We start from the raw sequence: 14,826 nt of genomic DNA, 5'->3' as shown, positions 1-14,826 counted from the left end.
TAGGCGCATCGCCGGCCGCGCCCGCTTTCCGGGCGCGCCGCCGCCGGGCACCCACAGGGTGCCCAAGTAGCCATCAGCCTTCGAGCGCCGCCTTTTGCCGCGCGATCCAGTCGGCCACCGGGCCCAGCGCGTCGATGCCGGAAATGTCCTTCGCCACGCCCAGATTCAGCGAGAGCAGGAAGGGGATGCCCTCGACCGGCATTTCCGGACAATGCTCGGCGTAGGCCTTCAGGAAGCGCTCCGACTCGAGCACGCGCAGCACTTTTTCACCGCTCATGAATTGCAGCACGCTGGTGATGCTGTGCCCGCCCCCCAGCGACTGGTAGATGAAGCGGTTGTACTGGCCGTCGAGGCGCTTGAAGTCCAGCGTTTCCTTGGTCATCAGGCCGGCCAGGTAGAACAGGCCCAGGCAGACGCGGAAAAAACCCACCGCCTCGCTGCTGGTCATGCCGGCGCGCGCCACGGCCGTCACTTTTTGCTGTATCGCTTCGTCCATCGCCGCTCCCCGCTCCGGCGCGCGCGGCGCGGCGCGCCACCCGAAGCGCAGGAGGTTTCCCGCATTGTGCCCGATTGCGCCGCCGGCGCAAAATCGGCCGCCGCTCCAGGGCCGCCATAGCGCACTCTGGGCGGCGGAAAGCGCGGAATATCGCAAGGCGACGCCCGGGCTGTCCGCAATTCAATACAATGCCAGCATAATGGAGGCCAACGCCGGCGTCGTCGCCGGCACGCACAAGAGGAATTGGCATGCAATTACAGATCCGCAACCTGTCTAAGACCTACAGCAATGGGGTCGTTGCGCTCGATAAGGTGAGTCTGAACATCCCCAGCGGGATGTTCGGCCTGCTGGGTCCGAACGGCGCCGGCAAGTCGACGCTGATGCGCACCCTGGCCACCCTGCAGGAGTGCGATTCCGGTTCGGTGTTCTTCGGCGAACTCGACGTCCTCGACGACAAGGACGAGATCCGCCGCCTGCTCGGCTACCTGCCGCAGGACTTCGGCCTGTATCCGAAGGTGACGGCCTACGAGCTGCTGGACCATTTCGCCGTGCTGAAGGGCTTGTCGAACCGGACGCGGCGCCGCGAGGTCGTCGACGGCCTGCTGCAGCAGACCAATCTGTTCGACGTGCGCCACCAGCGCCTGGGCGGCTTTTCCGGCGGCATGCGGCAGCGCTTCGGCATCGCCCAGGCGCTGCTGGGCGATCCGCAGCTGATCATCGTCGACGAACCCACCGCCGGCCTCGACCCGGAGGAGCGCGTGCGCTTCCACAATCTGCTCTCCGACATCGGCGACGACAAGACCGTGCTGCTGTCGACCCACATCGTCAGCGACGTCGCCGACCTGTGCGCCAACATGGCCATCATCAACAAGGGCCACGTGCTGCTGAGCGGCCCGACGCAGAGCCTGATCGACGCCGTGCGCGACAAGATCTGGGCCCGCTTCGTCGACAAGAAGGACCTGGCCAGCTTCCAGCAGCGCCACGCCGTCATCTCCTCGCGCCTGCTGTCCGGGCGCACCCTGATCCACGTCTACAGCGACAGCGACCCCGGCGAGGGCTTCGAGGAGGCCATCGGCGAGCTCGAGGACGTCTACTTCGCCACCATCGCCGGGCGCCACCGCGCCGCGGCCGAACTCTGAGGTGGCGCGCATGCTAGCGATCGCCATGTTCGAGGCGCGCCAGCGCCTGGGCCGCCTGTCGAGCTGGGTGTACTTCCTGGTCTTCCTGGCGCTGGCCATGCTGTGGATGGCGGCCGCCGGCGGCGTCTTCCGGGAAGTCTCGGTCAGCTTCGGCGGCCGCGCCATGATCAACGCGCCGCGCAGCATCGCCCTGACCTGCAGCTTCCTCGGCTGCTTCGGCGTCGTCGTCGTGGCCGCCATGATGGGCCGCTCGGTGCAGGAGGATTTCGAATACGAGATGCAGCACTTCTTCTTCAGCGCGCCGATCAGGAAGCACCAGTACGTCTTCGGCCGCTTCCTCGGCGCCTACCTGGCGCTGGCGGTGGTGTTCTCCAGCATCGTGCTGGGCACCTGGCTGGGTTGCTTCATCCCCGGCGTCGAGGCCGACCGCCTTGGCCCGCAGCGCCTGGCCGCCTACCTGATCCCCTATGTCTTCACGCTGCTGCCGAACCTGTTCATCTTCGGCGCCATCTTCTTCATCCTGGCCGCGCTGACGCGGCGCATGCTGCCGGTCTACATCAGCAGCGTCGTGATGATGATCGGCTACCTGGTGGCGTCCTCGCTGGCGCGCGACCTCGACTACAAGACCCTGGCCGCGCTGATCAATCCCTTCGGCACCACGGCGGTGATACGCCTGACCGAATACTGGCCCACGGCCGAACGCAATCTGCGCCTCGTGCTGCCCGAGGGCGTGTACCTGCTGAACCGCCTGATCTGGTCCTCCTTCGCCCTCGCCGTGCTGCTGCTGGGCTACTGGCGCCTGCAGTTCAGCGCCGCGCTCGACACCGGCGAGCGTCCGCGCGCCGGCGGCGAGGCGCCGCTGCGCCTGACGGCCACGGCCAGCCGCAGCCAGGAGGCGCCCGACTTCGCGCGGCGCCGGCTGGGCTGGCTGCTGCTGCGCCTGAGCTGGCTGAACCTGCGCGAGACGGTGAAGAACATCTATTTCATCGTCATCGTCCTGGCCGGCGTGCTGACCATGTACGCCAGCGCCATCGACCTCGGTTCGATCTACGGCACCAACACCTATCCGGTGACGGAAAAGGTGCTCGAGGTGGTCGGCGGCACCTTCGCCCTGTTCATGCTGATCGTCACCACCTTCTACGCCGGCGAACTGGTCTGGCGCGAGCGCGACCACCGCGTCGCCCAGATGCTCGACGCCCTGCCCATCCCCAGCTGGCTGCCGCTGCTGTCGAAACTGTTCGCCCTGATCGCCGTGCAGGCCCTGCTGCTGCTCGTCGTGATGTTGTGCGGCATGTCGATCCAGATTTCCAAGGGCTATTTCCTGTTCGAGACCGGCCTCTACCTGCAACAGCTGTTCCTGCTGCAACTGCCCGCCTACGCCCTGCTGGCCGTGCTGGCGGTCGCCCTGCAGGCCATCATCAACCACAAGTACCTGGCCTACTTCGCCATGATCCTGTACTACCTGGCGACGCTGTCCTTCCCGACGCTGGGCCTGGGCGACCCGATGCTGCTCTACGGCAGCACGCCCGGCTACATCTATTCGGCCATGAACGGCGACGGCCACTTCCTGCTGCGCGAGCGCTGGTTCCTCCTGTACTGGAGCGGCGCGGCGCTGCTGCTGACGACGCTGGCCCTGGTGCTGTGGCCGCGCGGCGCCAACCACGGCTGGCGCAACCGCCTGCAACTGGCGCGCCAGGCCCTGAGCGTGCCGGTGCTGAGCGCGCTGGGCTGCGGCCTGGCCCTGTTCGCCGGCGTCGGCGGCCTGCTGTACTACAATCTGCACATCGCCAACGACGTCAAGACCGTCTACCAGAAGGACGCCGAGCGGGCCGCCTACGAGCGCAAGTACAAGCCACTGGCCGCGCTGGCGCAGCCGCGCATCAGCGAAGTGCGGCTCGACGTCGACATGTTGCCGGCCCAGCGCACGCTGCAGGTGAAGGGCCGCTACCTGCTCGTCAACAAGGGCGCCGCGCCGGTCACCGACATCATCGTCCACCAGGACAGCGGCGCGGCCATCCGCGCGCTGCGCTTCGGCACCCCGGTGCACACGGGCCTGAGCGACAAGGCGCTGGGCCTGTACAGCTTCAAGCTGCGCACGCCGCTGGCGCCGGGCGCCGAGGTGGCGCTCGAGTTCGACCTCGAATTCGCCCCGCAGGGCGTGCTCGGCCTGGGCCAGGACACGCCCGTGGTCGGCAACGGCAGCTTCTTCGACAACAGCCTGCTGCCGCACATCGGCTACCAGCGCCAGCTCGAACTGCGCGACCCGCGCGACCGCAAGAAACACGGCTTGCCGGCGCAGGAAAGGGAGTTGCCGCGCGACGATGCGCGCGGCCTGGCCAACAGCGTCGTCGGCGCCGACGCCGACCGGATCAGCTTCGAGGCCACCGTCAGCACCAGCCCGGACCAGATCGCCATCGCCCCGGGCACGCTGGAGAACGAGTGGATCGCCGAGGGGCGCCACTACTTCCATTACAAGATGGACCAGCCCATGCTCAATTTGTACGCCTTCCAGTCGGCCCGCTACGCGGTGCGCCACGAGCGCTGGCAGGACGTGGCGATCGACCTCTACTACCACCCCGGCCACGAGTACAACCTCGAGCGCATCACGCGCGGCGCCAAGGAGGCGCTGGAATACTACAGCCGCCACTTCGGCCCCTACCAGCACAAGATGCTGCGCATCGTCGAGTTCCCCCGCTACGCCACGTACGCGCAATCCTTCCCCGGCACCATCGCCTTTTCCGAGGGCCTGGGTTTCATCGCCAAGGTCGACGAACGCAACCCGAAGGACATCGACTACCCCTTCTACGTGACGGCGCACGAGGTGGCGCACCAGTGGTGGGGCCATCAACTGGTGGCCGGCGACACGCGCGGCGCCAGCGTGCTCAGCGAGACGCTGGCCGAGTATTCGGCCCTGATGGTGATGAAGAAGAGCGTCGGCCCGTACAAGATGCGGCGCTTCCTGCAATACGACCTGAACCAGTATCTGTCCGGCCGCAGCCAGGAGAACAAGAAGGAATTGCCGCTGGCCGAGAATGAAAACCAGCCCTACATCCACTACAACAAGGGCAGTCTGGCGCTGTATCAGTTGCAGGACATCGTCGGCGAGGACAAGATCAACGCCGCGCTGCGCTCCCTGCTGGCGCGCCACGGCTACGGCGGCCCGCCGTATCCGAGCGTGACGGCGCTGCTGGACGCCCTGCGCGCGGTGACGCCGCCGCCGCAGGCGTATCTGATCGAGGACTTGTTCGAGGCCATCGTGCTGTACGAAAACCACGCGCTGACGGCGACGGCGCGCAAACGGGCCGACGGCAAGTACGCGCTGACCCTGACGGTGCGCGCCAACAAGGTGCGCGCCGGCGCACTGGGCGAGGAGAGCGAGGTGGCGCTGAAGGATTGGATCGACATCGGCGTCGACGACAAGGACGGCAACAGCCTGCTGCGCGAGCGCAAGCTGATCGACGCCAAGGAAAGCAGCTTCACGCTGATCGTCAGCGGCAAGCCGGCCAAGGCGGGCATCGATCCGGACAACAAGCTGATCGACCGCAAGCCGGAAGACAATATGGTCGGCGTCGAACTGACGCCTTAGGGCGCCGTCAGGCTCAGGCAGACGCCCATTTCGGCCAGCATCTTCAAGTCCTCCAGCGGCAGGTCGATGGCCGCGCCGGCGCCGAAGGCGATGCGCAGTTCGGCGACGATGCGCGGTTCGGCGAAGGAGATGCCGCGCGAGGCGCATTCGTCCAGATAGGCGCGTATCGCCTCGAGCAACTCGGCGCCCGTGTCGTGCGCGGCGATGTCGACGACGAAGCCGGAATCGAGCTGGACGCGCCCGTTGCCGCGCGCGTCGCCCTTGCTCCAGTCGCTGGCCGGTTCCGTGGGCAGGGCCTCGCGGATCGTCTGGAGCGTACGGTCGTCGCCGTACACGGTCAAAGACACCTTGTTCATCTCAGTCTGCCTCGTATCGTCTGGCGCCGCGCAGCGCGGCGGCCAGCATGCTGTGTCAATCCGCGGCGCAGCCCGTTCATCCGGCACGGAACATTGCAATAGCGGTCATGCTGGGAAGTCTACGCAAGGTCGCGCTTTATGTATACAGGGCAACATATAATAGCGCGGCGCCGAATTGCGCCGGCGCAAAACTGCGCGCCTGCGGACGCCGCGCGGCAGGCCCGCTTATTTATTTGGAAAGGCGGTCATTTACGCCATAATTGCCATCCCACCACAAGGAGACGCAATGAACATCAGCCAACCGGACCTGGGCCCTTTCCTCGCCGCCAGCGAGGCGATCGACTTTCGCCAGACGGACGTGGCGGAACTGGCGCGCGGCCTGGCCGGCGCGACGCCGCGGGCCAGCGCGCAACGCTGCTTTGACTGGGTGCGCGACCGCATCGAGCACAGCGTGGATTTCAAGCGCGAGGAACTGCCCTGCTCCGCCGCGGACACGCTGGCCGCGGGCACCGGCCTGTGCCTGGCGAAGAGCCATCTGCTGGTCGCCCTGCTGCGCGCCAACGGCGTCGCGGCCGGCTTCTGCTACCAGCGCCTGACGCAGGGCGGCCGCCCGACCGGGCCGCATTGCACGCACGGTTTTGTCGCCGTCTGGCTGGAGGAAGGCGGCTGGTATCGCTGCGATCCGCGCGGCAACAGCAAGCCCGGCATGGACTGCCAGTTCACGCCGGGGGTGGAAAACCTGGCCTACCCGGTGCGCCACGAGGGCGAATGCATCCATCCCGAGGTCTGGGCGCAGCCGTGGCCCTCGGTGCTCGAAGGCATGCGGACGCTGGGCACGATGGCGCGCTACCGGCTGGCACCGCTGGACGCGGCGCCGCCGGAGTAAGCAGCGCTTAGGCGCGCGCCTTCAGGGCCGCGCGCACGCCGGCGCCGTAGGCCGGGTCGGCCCGGTCGAAATGCCCCAACTGGCGTTGCAGGATCTCGTCGTCGACTTCGCTCAACGGCGCGGCCAGGTTGTCGAACAGGTTCTGCTTGGCCTGCGCCGTCAGGATGCGGAACAGATTGCCGGCCTGGCTGAAATCGTCCTCCGCGCCGCGTCCGTCATGGCGGGCCGCCGCGCCGTCCAGCGCCAGCGCCGGTTCGCCGTTGCCCAGTCCGACAGGATGGCTGCCGGCCGCCTCCAAGGTCGCATAGTTGCGCGCCGAGCCGCCGTTTTCGATGGCCATGGCGCCGTCGCGCTGGTGGTTGTGGTAGGGACAGCGCGCCGCGTTCACCGGCAAATGCTGGTGGTTGGTGCCAACCCGGTACAACTGCGCGTCGTGGTAGCCGAACAAACGGCCCTGCAGCATCTTGTCCGGCGAATAGCCCAGGCCCGGCACCACGTTGGCGGGCGAGAAGGCGGCCTGCTCGACTTCGGCGTGGTAGTTCTCGGGATTGCGGTTCAGTTCGAACACGCCGACCGGCATCACGGGAAAGTCGGCGTGCGGCCAGACCTTGGTGACGTCGAAGGGATTCCAGCCGGTGCGCACTTCCCAGGCGGCCAGTTCGGCCTCCGTGGCCACTTGCAGCTGCACGTCCCAGCGCGGGAAATCGCCCTTGGCGATGGCGCCGAACAAATCGCGCTGGCTATAGTCGGGGTCGACGCCGGACAGGCGCTCGGCTTCGGCGGCGCTCAGGTTCTGGATGCCCTGCTGCGTCTTGAAATGCCATTTGACGTAGTGGCGCTCGCCTTTTTCATTGATCATGCTGAAGGTGTGGCTGCCGAAGCCGTCCATGTGGCGGTAACCGTCCGGTGTGCCGCGGTCGGAAAACAGGATCGTCACCTGGTGCAGGCTTTCCGGCGCCTTGCTCCAGAAATCGAACATCCGGTTCGGCGACTTCAGGTTGCTCTGCGGGTCGCGCTTCTGGGTGTGGATGAAGTCGGGGAAGTTGATGGCGTCCTTGATGAAGAAGACCGGCGTGTTGTTGCCGACCAAATCCCAATTGCCTTCCTCGGTGTAGAAGCGCAGCGCGAAGCCGCGCGGATCGCGCGCCGTGTCGGCGCTGCCGCGCTCGCCGCCGACGGTGGAGAAGCGCGCGAAAGTCGGCGTCTGCTTGCCCACGGCGCCGAACAGCTTGGCCTTGGTGTAGGCGCTGACATCGTGCGTGACGGTGAAGGTGCCGTAGGCGCCCGAACCCTTGGCGTGGACGACGCGCTCGGGAATGCGTTCGCGGTTGAAATGCTGCAATTTCTCGATCATGTGGAAATCTTGCAACAGCACGGGGCCGCGCGCGCCGGCGGTGACGGAATTCTGGTTATCGGCAATGGGGATGCCCGATGCGGTGCTGAGTGGCGTCTTTTGGCTCATGGCTTGCTCCTTCGTCGTATTGAACTGAATGCAACGATTCTAAACACATGAGGAATAATTAGAAAGACAATTGATTATATTGAATTGATAGTTTTTTACAATATACCCGACGGGGCCGCGCCTCAGGCAAGAGAAGCGGCCCGCCTCGCTCAGTCCGGCAGCGCGCAGCTGTCGGGACCGCAGGCCAGGACTTCGGCGGCGCCCGGCGCCGGCGCCGCCACCTGCGCCAGGCGCGCCAGCCATTCCCGCGGCCGGCCCAGATAGGCGCCCAAATCCAGCACCGTCAGCTTGCCCGTGCCATCGTCCAGCGCGAAGGTGGGGAAACCCTGGCCGCCGACGCGGTTCAACAAGGCGCGGCTGGCCTCGATGTGGCGCTGCGTGGCCGCGCCGCTCTGTTCCGCGTAGGCGGCCTCGAAGGCGGCGCCGTCCAGGCCGATCTCCTGGGCCAGCGCGCGCAGCACGGCCGCGTCGGCGATGCGCAGGCCGTCGACGTAATGCGCCGTCTGCAGGCGGTGCAGCATGTCCAGGCCGCGTCCGCCCAAAGCCTCGGCCGCCAGCGTGGCCGTGATCGGCGGCTCGGAATCCATCAGCGCCGAGCCGTCCTTGAGCAAGCCATTCAGATAGGCGTCGCCGAAGGGCTGGCCGGTCATTTCGGCGATGCGGCGGTCGTGCGGCAGGACATAGTTGCGCCACTGCGGCGTGATCTGCCGGCGGTTGCTGCCGGTCATCATGCCGCCGCCGTGGAACACCACGTCGATGCCGGCCAGGCCGCGGGCAGCCTCAAGCAGCGGCGCGGCGCCGTAGCACCAGCCGCACAGGGGATCGAAAATGTAATGCAAGATTGCTTGTGTCATAGCGTGTCCTGGCGGGCCACGGCCGTGCGGCGCGTGGCCCTGCTGTTCGGTTAAGGGGAAAGCCGGTTCAGGCTCTTACCACTGCATTTCGCCCTTGGCGACCTTGGCGCTGGTGCCCAGCGCGGCGTCCAGGCCGGCCGAGGGGTATTGCTGCTTCATGCTGGCGATCAGTTCGGCCGAGTTGGCCGCCTTGGCCGTCGCCAGCGCGAAACTGACCAGGTAGTCGTGCGTGAAGGCGATGCTCTGCGGCGTCATGCTGGCGCCGACCTTGAAGTGGCCGGGCACCACGGTGACGGGCTTCAGGGCCTCGATGCCGGCCAGCGTCGTCAGCCAATCCTGGCGCGACTGCGCCGTTTGCGTGTCGGCGGTCCAGACATGCAGGTCGCCGAACAGCACCACGCCGCCGACCACGGCCTTGATCGAAGGAATCCACACATAGCTGCGCTCGGGCGTCGGGCCGGCAATTTTCAGCGACTGGCCTTCCAGCTTGATCTCATTGCCCTGCAGCGGCTGCGGCACGACGATGCCGTGCGGCGCGTTCTGCTTCAGGATCGGGCCCCAGAAGGCCACCTTGGCCTGGGCTTTTTTCTCGATCGCGGCGATGGTCTGCGGCGTGGCGACGATCTTCGCGTCCGGGAAGGCCGCCTTGACGACGTCCAGGCCAAAGTAGAAATCCGGGTCGCCGTGGCTGATGTAGACGGTGGTCAGTTTCTTGCCGCTGGCGCGGATCCGTTCCACCAGCTTCAAGGCCTCGCCGCGCGAGAATTGCGCGTCGATCAACACCGCGTCGGTCTTGCCCGTCACCAGCACCGAGGCGACCGGGAAGATCGCCGCCTCGCCCGGATTGAACACTTCCAGCTTCAGGGGCGCGGCGGCCGAGGCGGCGCCCATGCCGAAGACGGAGGTGGCGACCAGGGCGGCGGACAGGATGGATGGCTTGAACATGATGTTGACCTTGCGATGTGGTTGGTATGCACGCATCTTACGTTGCTTAATCCGGATGAAATACCGGGTAAAACGCAATTATTAATTGCTCAAATCGGACGAATTGAGTTCCGGCCGGGCGCCTGCGCTTTCAGGCCGCGGCCGCGGCGCCGGCCAGCGCCAGCGCCAGCGCCAGGCGGCGTTGCCAGTCGCTGGCCTGGGCGCGGTTCCACACCAGCGCCACTTGCTCGCGGCACTCGAAGGCGCAATCGCTGACGTGGATGCGCAGCAGCCCGCCGTCGTCCAGGGCGAAATCGGGCAGGTAGGCCAGCGCCTCGCCCGCCTTCACCAAACTGAGCAGCAACTGCAGGTCGTCGCACCAGTAGCGTATCTTGCGCGGCAACTGCTCGTCGCGCCAGCCATCGGAGCGGGCGCCCCGCTGCACGCCGCAGAACAGGGAACGCGAGGGACAGGCGAAGTCGTGCGCCAGCACCTCGGCGCTGCTGGCCGTCAGCGGCGCCGCGCGCGCCGCCAGCGGGTGGCCGCGCCCCGCCATCAGTTGCAGGGTGACGCTGCCCAGCGGCGTCACCTCCCAGTCGGCCGACCAGTGCTCGCCGCGCCCGTCGATCGCCTCCTGGGTGACCAGGGCGGCGTTGATGTCGCCGCGCGCCAGCGCCGCCAGCGCCGCGTCCTCGAACATCGCCTGCATGCGCAGGCTGCCCTGCGGATAGGCGCGCAGGGCCGCCGCCGCCATCCGGCCGTGCCGCCACAAGAGGACGGCCGGCCCGCCCAGGCGGCAATCGACGGCGGCGCGCTCGCCCATGACGTCGAGCCTGGCCTGGCCGGCCAGCGCCAGCAAGGTCTGCGCGCGCGCCAGCAGCAACTGGCCGCTGTCGTTGAGGAGGAGTTGCTTGGCCGAACGGTCGAACAGGGGCTTGCCCAGGCTCTCCTCGAGGCGGCGCAGCGCCTTCGACACCGCCGACGGCGTCAGGTGCAGCTCCAGCGCGGCCGCGCCCAGCGAGGGCCGTTGCGCGGCGCTGACGAAGATGCGCAGATCGCTCAGATTCATGATGTCCTGCGGGGATACGAAAGGTGAATGTAAGTTGCTGTACGGGATACAAGATGCAGCTTACCATCAAGCCCAATCCCCCACACAGCGAGCACATCGATGACAAGCCCGGCCAGCCTGACGCACAGCCAATGGATCTACCGCAAGCAACCGCTGGGCCAGATCGGCGCCGAGCACTACGAGCTGCTGCGCCGCCCGCTCGACACCACGCTGGACGAGGGCGAGGTGCTGATCGAGGCGCGCTGGTTCAGCGTCGATCCCTACATGCGCATCGGCCAGTCCAGCAAGCCCACCTACGACAGCGCGCCGCACCCGCTCGACACGGTGCAGGCCGGCGCCGTGGTGGCCCGGGTGCTGGCCTCGCGCGCGCCCGGCTACGCGGCGGGCGACTGGGTCAGCGCCTACAGCGGCTGGCAAAGCCACGCCCGGCTGCGCGCCGACGCCCTCACCCGCCTCGACCCGCAACAGGCGCCGCTGACGGCGGCGCTGGGCGTGCTCGGCATGCCCGGCCGCACCGCCTGGTTCGGCCTGACGGAAGCGGGCCGGCCGCACGCCGGCGAGGTCGTCGTCGTCTCCGGCGCGGCCGGCGCGGTCGGTTCGCTGGTGCTGCAATTCGCCAAACGCCACGGCGCCCGCGTGCTGGGCATCGCCGGCGGCGCCGCCAAATGCGCCTGGCTGCGCGACACCCTGGGCGCCGACTGGGCCATCGACTACAAGGCGCACCCCGACGCGGCCTCGCTGGGCGCCGCGATACTGGCCCTGACGGGCGGCGTCGACGTGTATTTCGACAACGTCGGCGGCATGGTGACGGACGCCGTGATCCCCCTCATCAACCGGCGCGCCCGCATCGTCATCTGCGGCCAGATCAGCCAGTACAGCGGCGGCCTGGAAACGCCCGAGCTGGGGCCGCGCCTGCTGCACCACCTGCTCTACCAGCGCGCCACCATCCAGGGTGTGCTGGCGCGCGACTACCTGCACCGCATGGACGAGATGCGGCGCATCGTCGCGCCCTGGGTGCGCGACGGCCGGATTATTTTCGAGGAAACCGTCATCGAGGGCTTCGAGCAATTGCCGCACGCGCTCAATTCCCTGTTCACCGGCGAGCACCGCGGCAAGCTGCTGGTGCAAGCGTGATGACCCTGCGGCGGCGCATGCTGCTGGCCCTGCCGCTGTGGCTGACGCTGACGCTGACGCTGGCGGCGGCCCCGGCGGCCGGCGCGCCGGCCAGCTGGGGCGAGCACGGCATGGTCCTGTTCGGCGGCATGGAGGGCTTGTACGCCGCCCACCTGCCGATGTTCCACGCGCCGCACGACCACCAGGTGGTGCTGCAAGTGCGCCTGGCCGACGCGGCGCTCGACGCCGTCCTGCGCCGCCGCCTGGACGGCCGGACGGCGCTGTGGACCATCGCGCCGGAAGCGTTCGAACTGGCGCGCCTGGCGCCCGGCGCCGGCGCGCCCTTGCGGCGCTTCAAGGCCGACTTGGTGCGGGGCCACTTCGAGCAGGGCGGCAAGACCGAATACGCCGGCGCCGCCGTCCTGGTCGAGCGGGTGCTGCTGTACCGGCGCCTCGATCCGGCGCGCCGCGCCAGCGCCACGGCCACCTACAGTCAGATCGGCGCCGGCCGCCAACGCTTCCTGCTCAAGGACATCGACAGCCGGCCGGACTTCGACCACATCGTCGCCTTCAGCACCACGGCGGACGCGCCGGGCGGCCCCGTCAGCGTGGCGAAACAGGCGCTGCGCCAGCCGGACGGGCCGACGCTGGCGGCCGCCCTGCGCGCGCGCGGTGCGCCGGCCCGCGTGCGCGGCACCGTGTATTTTTCCGGCGACGATCTGCGCTGATACCACTTGGTGCCCGTCGGCAAGAGACGACTTGTCACGGCAATATTATTGTGAGGTCATCAACATGTCATAAAGCGTTGTTACATTCTCAGCTTTTCACACCAAGCCGGATGGACAACATGACACGCAGACACCTCACCGTCGCTGGACTCAGCGTCGCAATCACCATGATGCTCGCCGCCTGCGGTAGCGATGCAAAGAAAGACACCGATTCCAGCCTCATCGAATCGCCGAAGAACGTCATCTTCTTCCTCGGCGACGGCATGGGCATGACCACCATGACGGCGGCGCGCATCTACGCCGTCGGCGAAGACGGCGAACTGACCATGGACACGCTGCCGGAAACGGCCTTCGTGAAAACCTTCTCGAACGACTCGCAAGTGACCGACAGCGCGCCGTCGATGTCGGCCTACATGACCGGCGTCAAAATGAACAATGAAGTGCTGTCGATGTCGACCGACACCAAGGCCATCGATCCGATCAAGGACGGCAACGGCAACAGCCTGGGCAACAACTGCGGCGCCAAGAACGGCACCCCGGCCACCACCCTGCTGGAACTGGCCAAGGCCAAGGGCCTGTCGGCCGGCGTCGTCACGACCACCCGCATCACCCACGCGACACCGGCGGCGACCTACTCGCACATCTGCCACCGCGACCTGGAAAACGACATCGCCGCGGCCATGGTGCCGGGCGGCGCCGGCTACAACGGCGCGCTGGGCGATACCGGCCTGGACGTCGTCCTGGGCGGCGGCAAGCAATTCTTCACCCTGCCGAAAGACGGCGGCAAACGCGCCGACGGACGCGACCTGATCGCCGAAATGAAGGCCAAGAACTACACCGTGGCCGGCAACGCCAGCGAGTTCAACGCCGTCGACGCCAGCAAGACCGAGCGCCTGTTCGGCCTGTTCACCTCCAGCCACATGAGCTACGACCTGGACCGCGATCCGGCCAAGGAACCCAGCCTGGCCGACATGACCACCAAGGCCATGGACGTGCTGGCGAAAAACAAGACGGGCTACTTCCTGATGGTCGAAGGCGGCCGCATCGACCACGCCCTGCATGAAACCACCGCCAAGAAAGCGCTGCAAGACACCGTCGCCTTCGACGGCGCCATCAAGGCCGCCATCGCCAAGGCCAAGCTGACCGATCCGGACCTGAAAAACACCCTGATCGTCGTCACCGCCGACCATGACCACACCCTGGTGCTGAACGGCTACGCCAAGCGCACCGGCAAGACGGCCGCCGGCAACCCCGGCGTGCTCGGTCTGGTGAAGGACTATGTCAGCGGCAAGAACACCCTCGACCTGGACGGCGCGCCGTACTCGATCATCGGCTTCGGCAACGGCGAAAACCGCACCCAGGCCAGCCGCTCGACCATGGTCAGCCTGGACGAAACGACCACCGGCGCCAACACCTACCACCAGGAAGCCGTGATCCGCGTCTCGGCCGGCAATGAGACCCACGGCGGCACCGACGTCTTCCTCGGCGCCATCGGCAAGGGTTCCGACACCTTCCTCGGCACCATCGACAACACCAAGGTCTTCACCCTGGTCAAGAACGCCGTTGGCCTGTAATTATTAAGAACTGGATATCAAGATGAAACCTACTCTGAAACAACCCCTGCTGGCCCTGGCCCTGGCCGCGCTGTTCGCCAACACCGCCAACACCGCCTACGCCGCCGACGCCAAGAACATCATTTTCTTCCTCGGCGACGGCATGGGTCCGGCCACGGTGACCGCCTCGCGCATCTACAAATACGGCGAAGACGGCAGCCTGACGATGGACAAACTGGAGCGCACCGCGCGCATCAAGACCTACTCGAACGACGCCCAGACCACCGACAGCGCGCCATCGATGGCGGCCTACATGACCGGCGTGAAACAGCGCAACGAAGTGCTGTCCATGGACGGCGCGACCTTTGCCAAGGCCCCATCGTCCGACAAGAGCGTCACGCCCAACGTCTCCAACGCTGTCAACAACTGTCCGGTGACAGGTAACGGCACGTCGGTGCCGACGCTGCTGGAGCAGGCGATTGCCAAGGGCAAGGCGACCGGCGCCATCACCACCACGCGTCTGACGCACGCGACACCGGCGGCGACTTTTTCGCATGTCTGCCATCGGGATGCGGAGTACGACATCTCGCGCCAGGCCGTGCCGGGTGGTGCCGGGTACAACGCAGCACACGGCAACGGCATCGACGTTCTGATGGGCGG

At 67.1% G+C, this 14,826-nt stretch carries 13 protein-coding genes; 7 read left to right on the top strand and 6 right to left on the bottom strand.

Annotation, left to right across the window (positions count from 1 at the left end):
- Positions 1 to 73: 73 nt before the first annotated feature.
- Positions 74 to 496 (bottom strand): hypothetical protein, encoded by a 423-nt coding sequence (locus Q0S71_RS17635; protein WP_295998621.1) that lies wholly within the window; start codon positions 494 to 496, stop codon positions 74 to 76.
- A gap of 248 nt (positions 497 to 744) precedes the next feature.
- Here Q0S71_RS17635 and Q0S71_RS17630 point away from each other — a divergent pair, with 248 nt between their 5' ends.
- Together Q0S71_RS17630 and Q0S71_RS17625 are read left to right on the top strand one after the other, a co-directional pair.
- Complete coding sequence (locus Q0S71_RS17630; protein ID WP_295998619.1) at positions 745 to 1,635, top strand: ABC transporter ATP-binding protein; 891 nt, start codon at positions 745 to 747, stop codon at positions 1,633 to 1,635.
- Between the two features lie 10 nt (positions 1,636 to 1,645).
- Positions 1,646 to 5,221, top strand: a complete 3,576-nt coding sequence (locus Q0S71_RS17625) for a M1 family aminopeptidase (protein WP_295998616.1) — start codon at positions 1,646 to 1,648, stop codon at positions 5,219 to 5,221.
- Here the strand turns inward: Q0S71_RS17625 and Q0S71_RS17620 are convergent.
- On the bottom strand, positions 5,218 to 5,577 hold the full coding sequence (locus Q0S71_RS17620; RefSeq protein WP_295998614.1) for a hypothetical protein: 360 nt from the start codon (positions 5,575 to 5,577) through the stop codon (positions 5,218 to 5,220). The two genes, Q0S71_RS17625 and Q0S71_RS17620, sit on opposite strands and share 4 nt — an antisense overlap.
- A 286-nt stretch (positions 5,578 to 5,863) precedes the next feature.
- Here Q0S71_RS17620 and Q0S71_RS17615 point away from each other — a divergent pair, with 286 nt between their 5' ends.
- Complete coding sequence (locus Q0S71_RS17615; protein ID WP_295998612.1) at positions 5,864 to 6,463, top strand: transglutaminase family protein; 600 nt, start codon at positions 5,864 to 5,866, stop codon at positions 6,461 to 6,463.
- 7 nt (positions 6,464 to 6,470) lie between these two features.
- Here Q0S71_RS17615 and Q0S71_RS17610 read toward each other — a convergent pair whose 3' ends face one another.
- The 4 genes from Q0S71_RS17610 to Q0S71_RS17595 all read right to left on the bottom strand — a co-directional run bounded on the left by Q0S71_RS17610 (position 6,471) and on the right by Q0S71_RS17595 (position 10,772).
- Positions 6,471 to 7,925: a catalase gene (locus Q0S71_RS17610; RefSeq protein ID WP_295998610.1), complete on the bottom strand. Its 1,455-nt coding sequence runs from the start codon at positions 7,923 to 7,925 to the stop codon at positions 6,471 to 6,473.
- Positions 7,926 to 8,074: 149 nt separating this feature from the next.
- Positions 8,075 to 8,779 (bottom strand): DsbA family protein, encoded by a 705-nt coding sequence (locus Q0S71_RS17605; protein WP_295998607.1) that lies wholly within the window; start codon positions 8,777 to 8,779, stop codon positions 8,075 to 8,077.
- A gap of 75 nt (positions 8,780 to 8,854) precedes the next feature.
- Positions 8,855 to 9,724, bottom strand: a complete 870-nt coding sequence (locus tag Q0S71_RS17600) for an MBL fold metallo-hydrolase (protein WP_295998706.1) — start codon at positions 9,722 to 9,724, stop codon at positions 8,855 to 8,857.
- A 130-nt stretch (positions 9,725 to 9,854) separates the two neighbouring features.
- Positions 9,855 to 10,772 carry a LysR family transcriptional regulator gene (locus Q0S71_RS17595; RefSeq protein WP_295998606.1) on the bottom strand — a complete coding sequence of 306 codons (918 nt, stop codon included), beginning with the start codon at positions 10,770 to 10,772 and terminating at the stop codon, positions 9,855 to 9,857.
- A 99-nt stretch (positions 10,773 to 10,871) separates the two neighbouring features.
- On the opposite strand from Q0S71_RS17595, the gene Q0S71_RS17590 reads away from it, so the two are divergent.
- The 4 genes from Q0S71_RS17590 to Q0S71_RS17575 form a co-directional block, all read left to right on the top strand.
- Positions 10,872 to 11,906 (top strand): NADP-dependent oxidoreductase, encoded by a 1,035-nt coding sequence (locus Q0S71_RS17590; protein ID WP_295998603.1) that lies wholly within the window; start codon positions 10,872 to 10,874, stop codon positions 11,904 to 11,906.
- Complete coding sequence (locus Q0S71_RS17585) at positions 11,906 to 12,613, top strand: hypothetical protein (protein ID WP_295998705.1); 708 nt, start codon at positions 11,906 to 11,908, stop codon at positions 12,611 to 12,613. The genes Q0S71_RS17590 and Q0S71_RS17585 overlap by 1 nt, the downstream gene beginning before the upstream one ends.
- 119 nt (positions 12,614 to 12,732) lie before the next feature.
- The gene (locus tag Q0S71_RS17580; protein WP_295998601.1) at positions 12,733 to 14,187 is read left to right on the top strand and encodes an alkaline phosphatase; all 1,455 of its coding nucleotides are present in this window, start codon (positions 12,733 to 12,735) and stop codon (positions 14,185 to 14,187) included.
- Between the two features lie 22 nt (positions 14,188 to 14,209).
- The coding region (locus Q0S71_RS17575) for an alkaline phosphatase (RefSeq protein WP_295998598.1) at positions 14,210 to 14,826 on the top strand (617 nt) is incomplete at its 3' end.

Origin of the sequence: Rugamonas sp. (assembly GCF_025354735.1) — a bacterium.
Lineage (GTDB): Bacteria > Pseudomonadota > Gammaproteobacteria > Burkholderiales > Burkholderiaceae_D > Rugamonas.
The sequence above is the reverse complement of the archived record's forward strand: the minus strand, read 5'-3'. Positions and strand labels throughout refer to the sequence as shown.

Bases quoted from the DNA above. Each gene is read 5' to 3' on its own strand.
- Q0S71_RS17635 (WP_295998621.1), bottom strand. From the start codon at position 496: ATGGACGAAGCGATACAGCAAAAAGTGACGGCCGTGGCGCGCGCCGGC.
- Q0S71_RS17630 (WP_295998619.1), top strand. From the start codon at position 745: ATGCAATTACAGATCCGCAACCTGTCTAAGACCTACAGCAATGGGGTC.
- Q0S71_RS17625 (WP_295998616.1), top strand. From the start codon at position 1,646: ATGCTAGCGATCGCCATGTTCGAGGCGCGCCAGCGCCTGGGCCGCCTG.
- Q0S71_RS17620 (WP_295998614.1), bottom strand. From the start codon at position 5,577: ATGAACAAGGTGTCTTTGACCGTGTACGGCGACGACCGTACGCTCCAG.
- Q0S71_RS17615 (WP_295998612.1), top strand. From the start codon at position 5,864: ATGAACATCAGCCAACCGGACCTGGGCCCTTTCCTCGCCGCCAGCGAG.
- Q0S71_RS17610 (WP_295998610.1), bottom strand. From the start codon at position 7,925: ATGAGCCAAAAGACGCCACTCAGCACCGCATCGGGCATCCCCATTGCC.
- Q0S71_RS17605 (WP_295998607.1), bottom strand. From the start codon at position 8,779: ATGACACAAGCAATCTTGCATTACATTTTCGATCCCCTGTGCGGCTGG.
- Q0S71_RS17600 (WP_295998706.1), bottom strand. From the start codon at position 9,724: ATGTTCAAGCCATCCATCCTGTCCGCCGCCCTGGTCGCCACCTCCGTC.
- Q0S71_RS17595 (WP_295998606.1), bottom strand. From the start codon at position 10,772: ATGAATCTGAGCGATCTGCGCATCTTCGTCAGCGCCGCGCAACGGCCC.
- Q0S71_RS17590 (WP_295998603.1), top strand. From the start codon at position 10,872: ATGACAAGCCCGGCCAGCCTGACGCACAGCCAATGGATCTACCGCAAG.
- Q0S71_RS17585 (WP_295998705.1), top strand. From the start codon at position 11,906: ATGACCCTGCGGCGGCGCATGCTGCTGGCCCTGCCGCTGTGGCTGACG.
- Q0S71_RS17580 (WP_295998601.1), top strand. From the start codon at position 12,733: ATGACACGCAGACACCTCACCGTCGCTGGACTCAGCGTCGCAATCACC.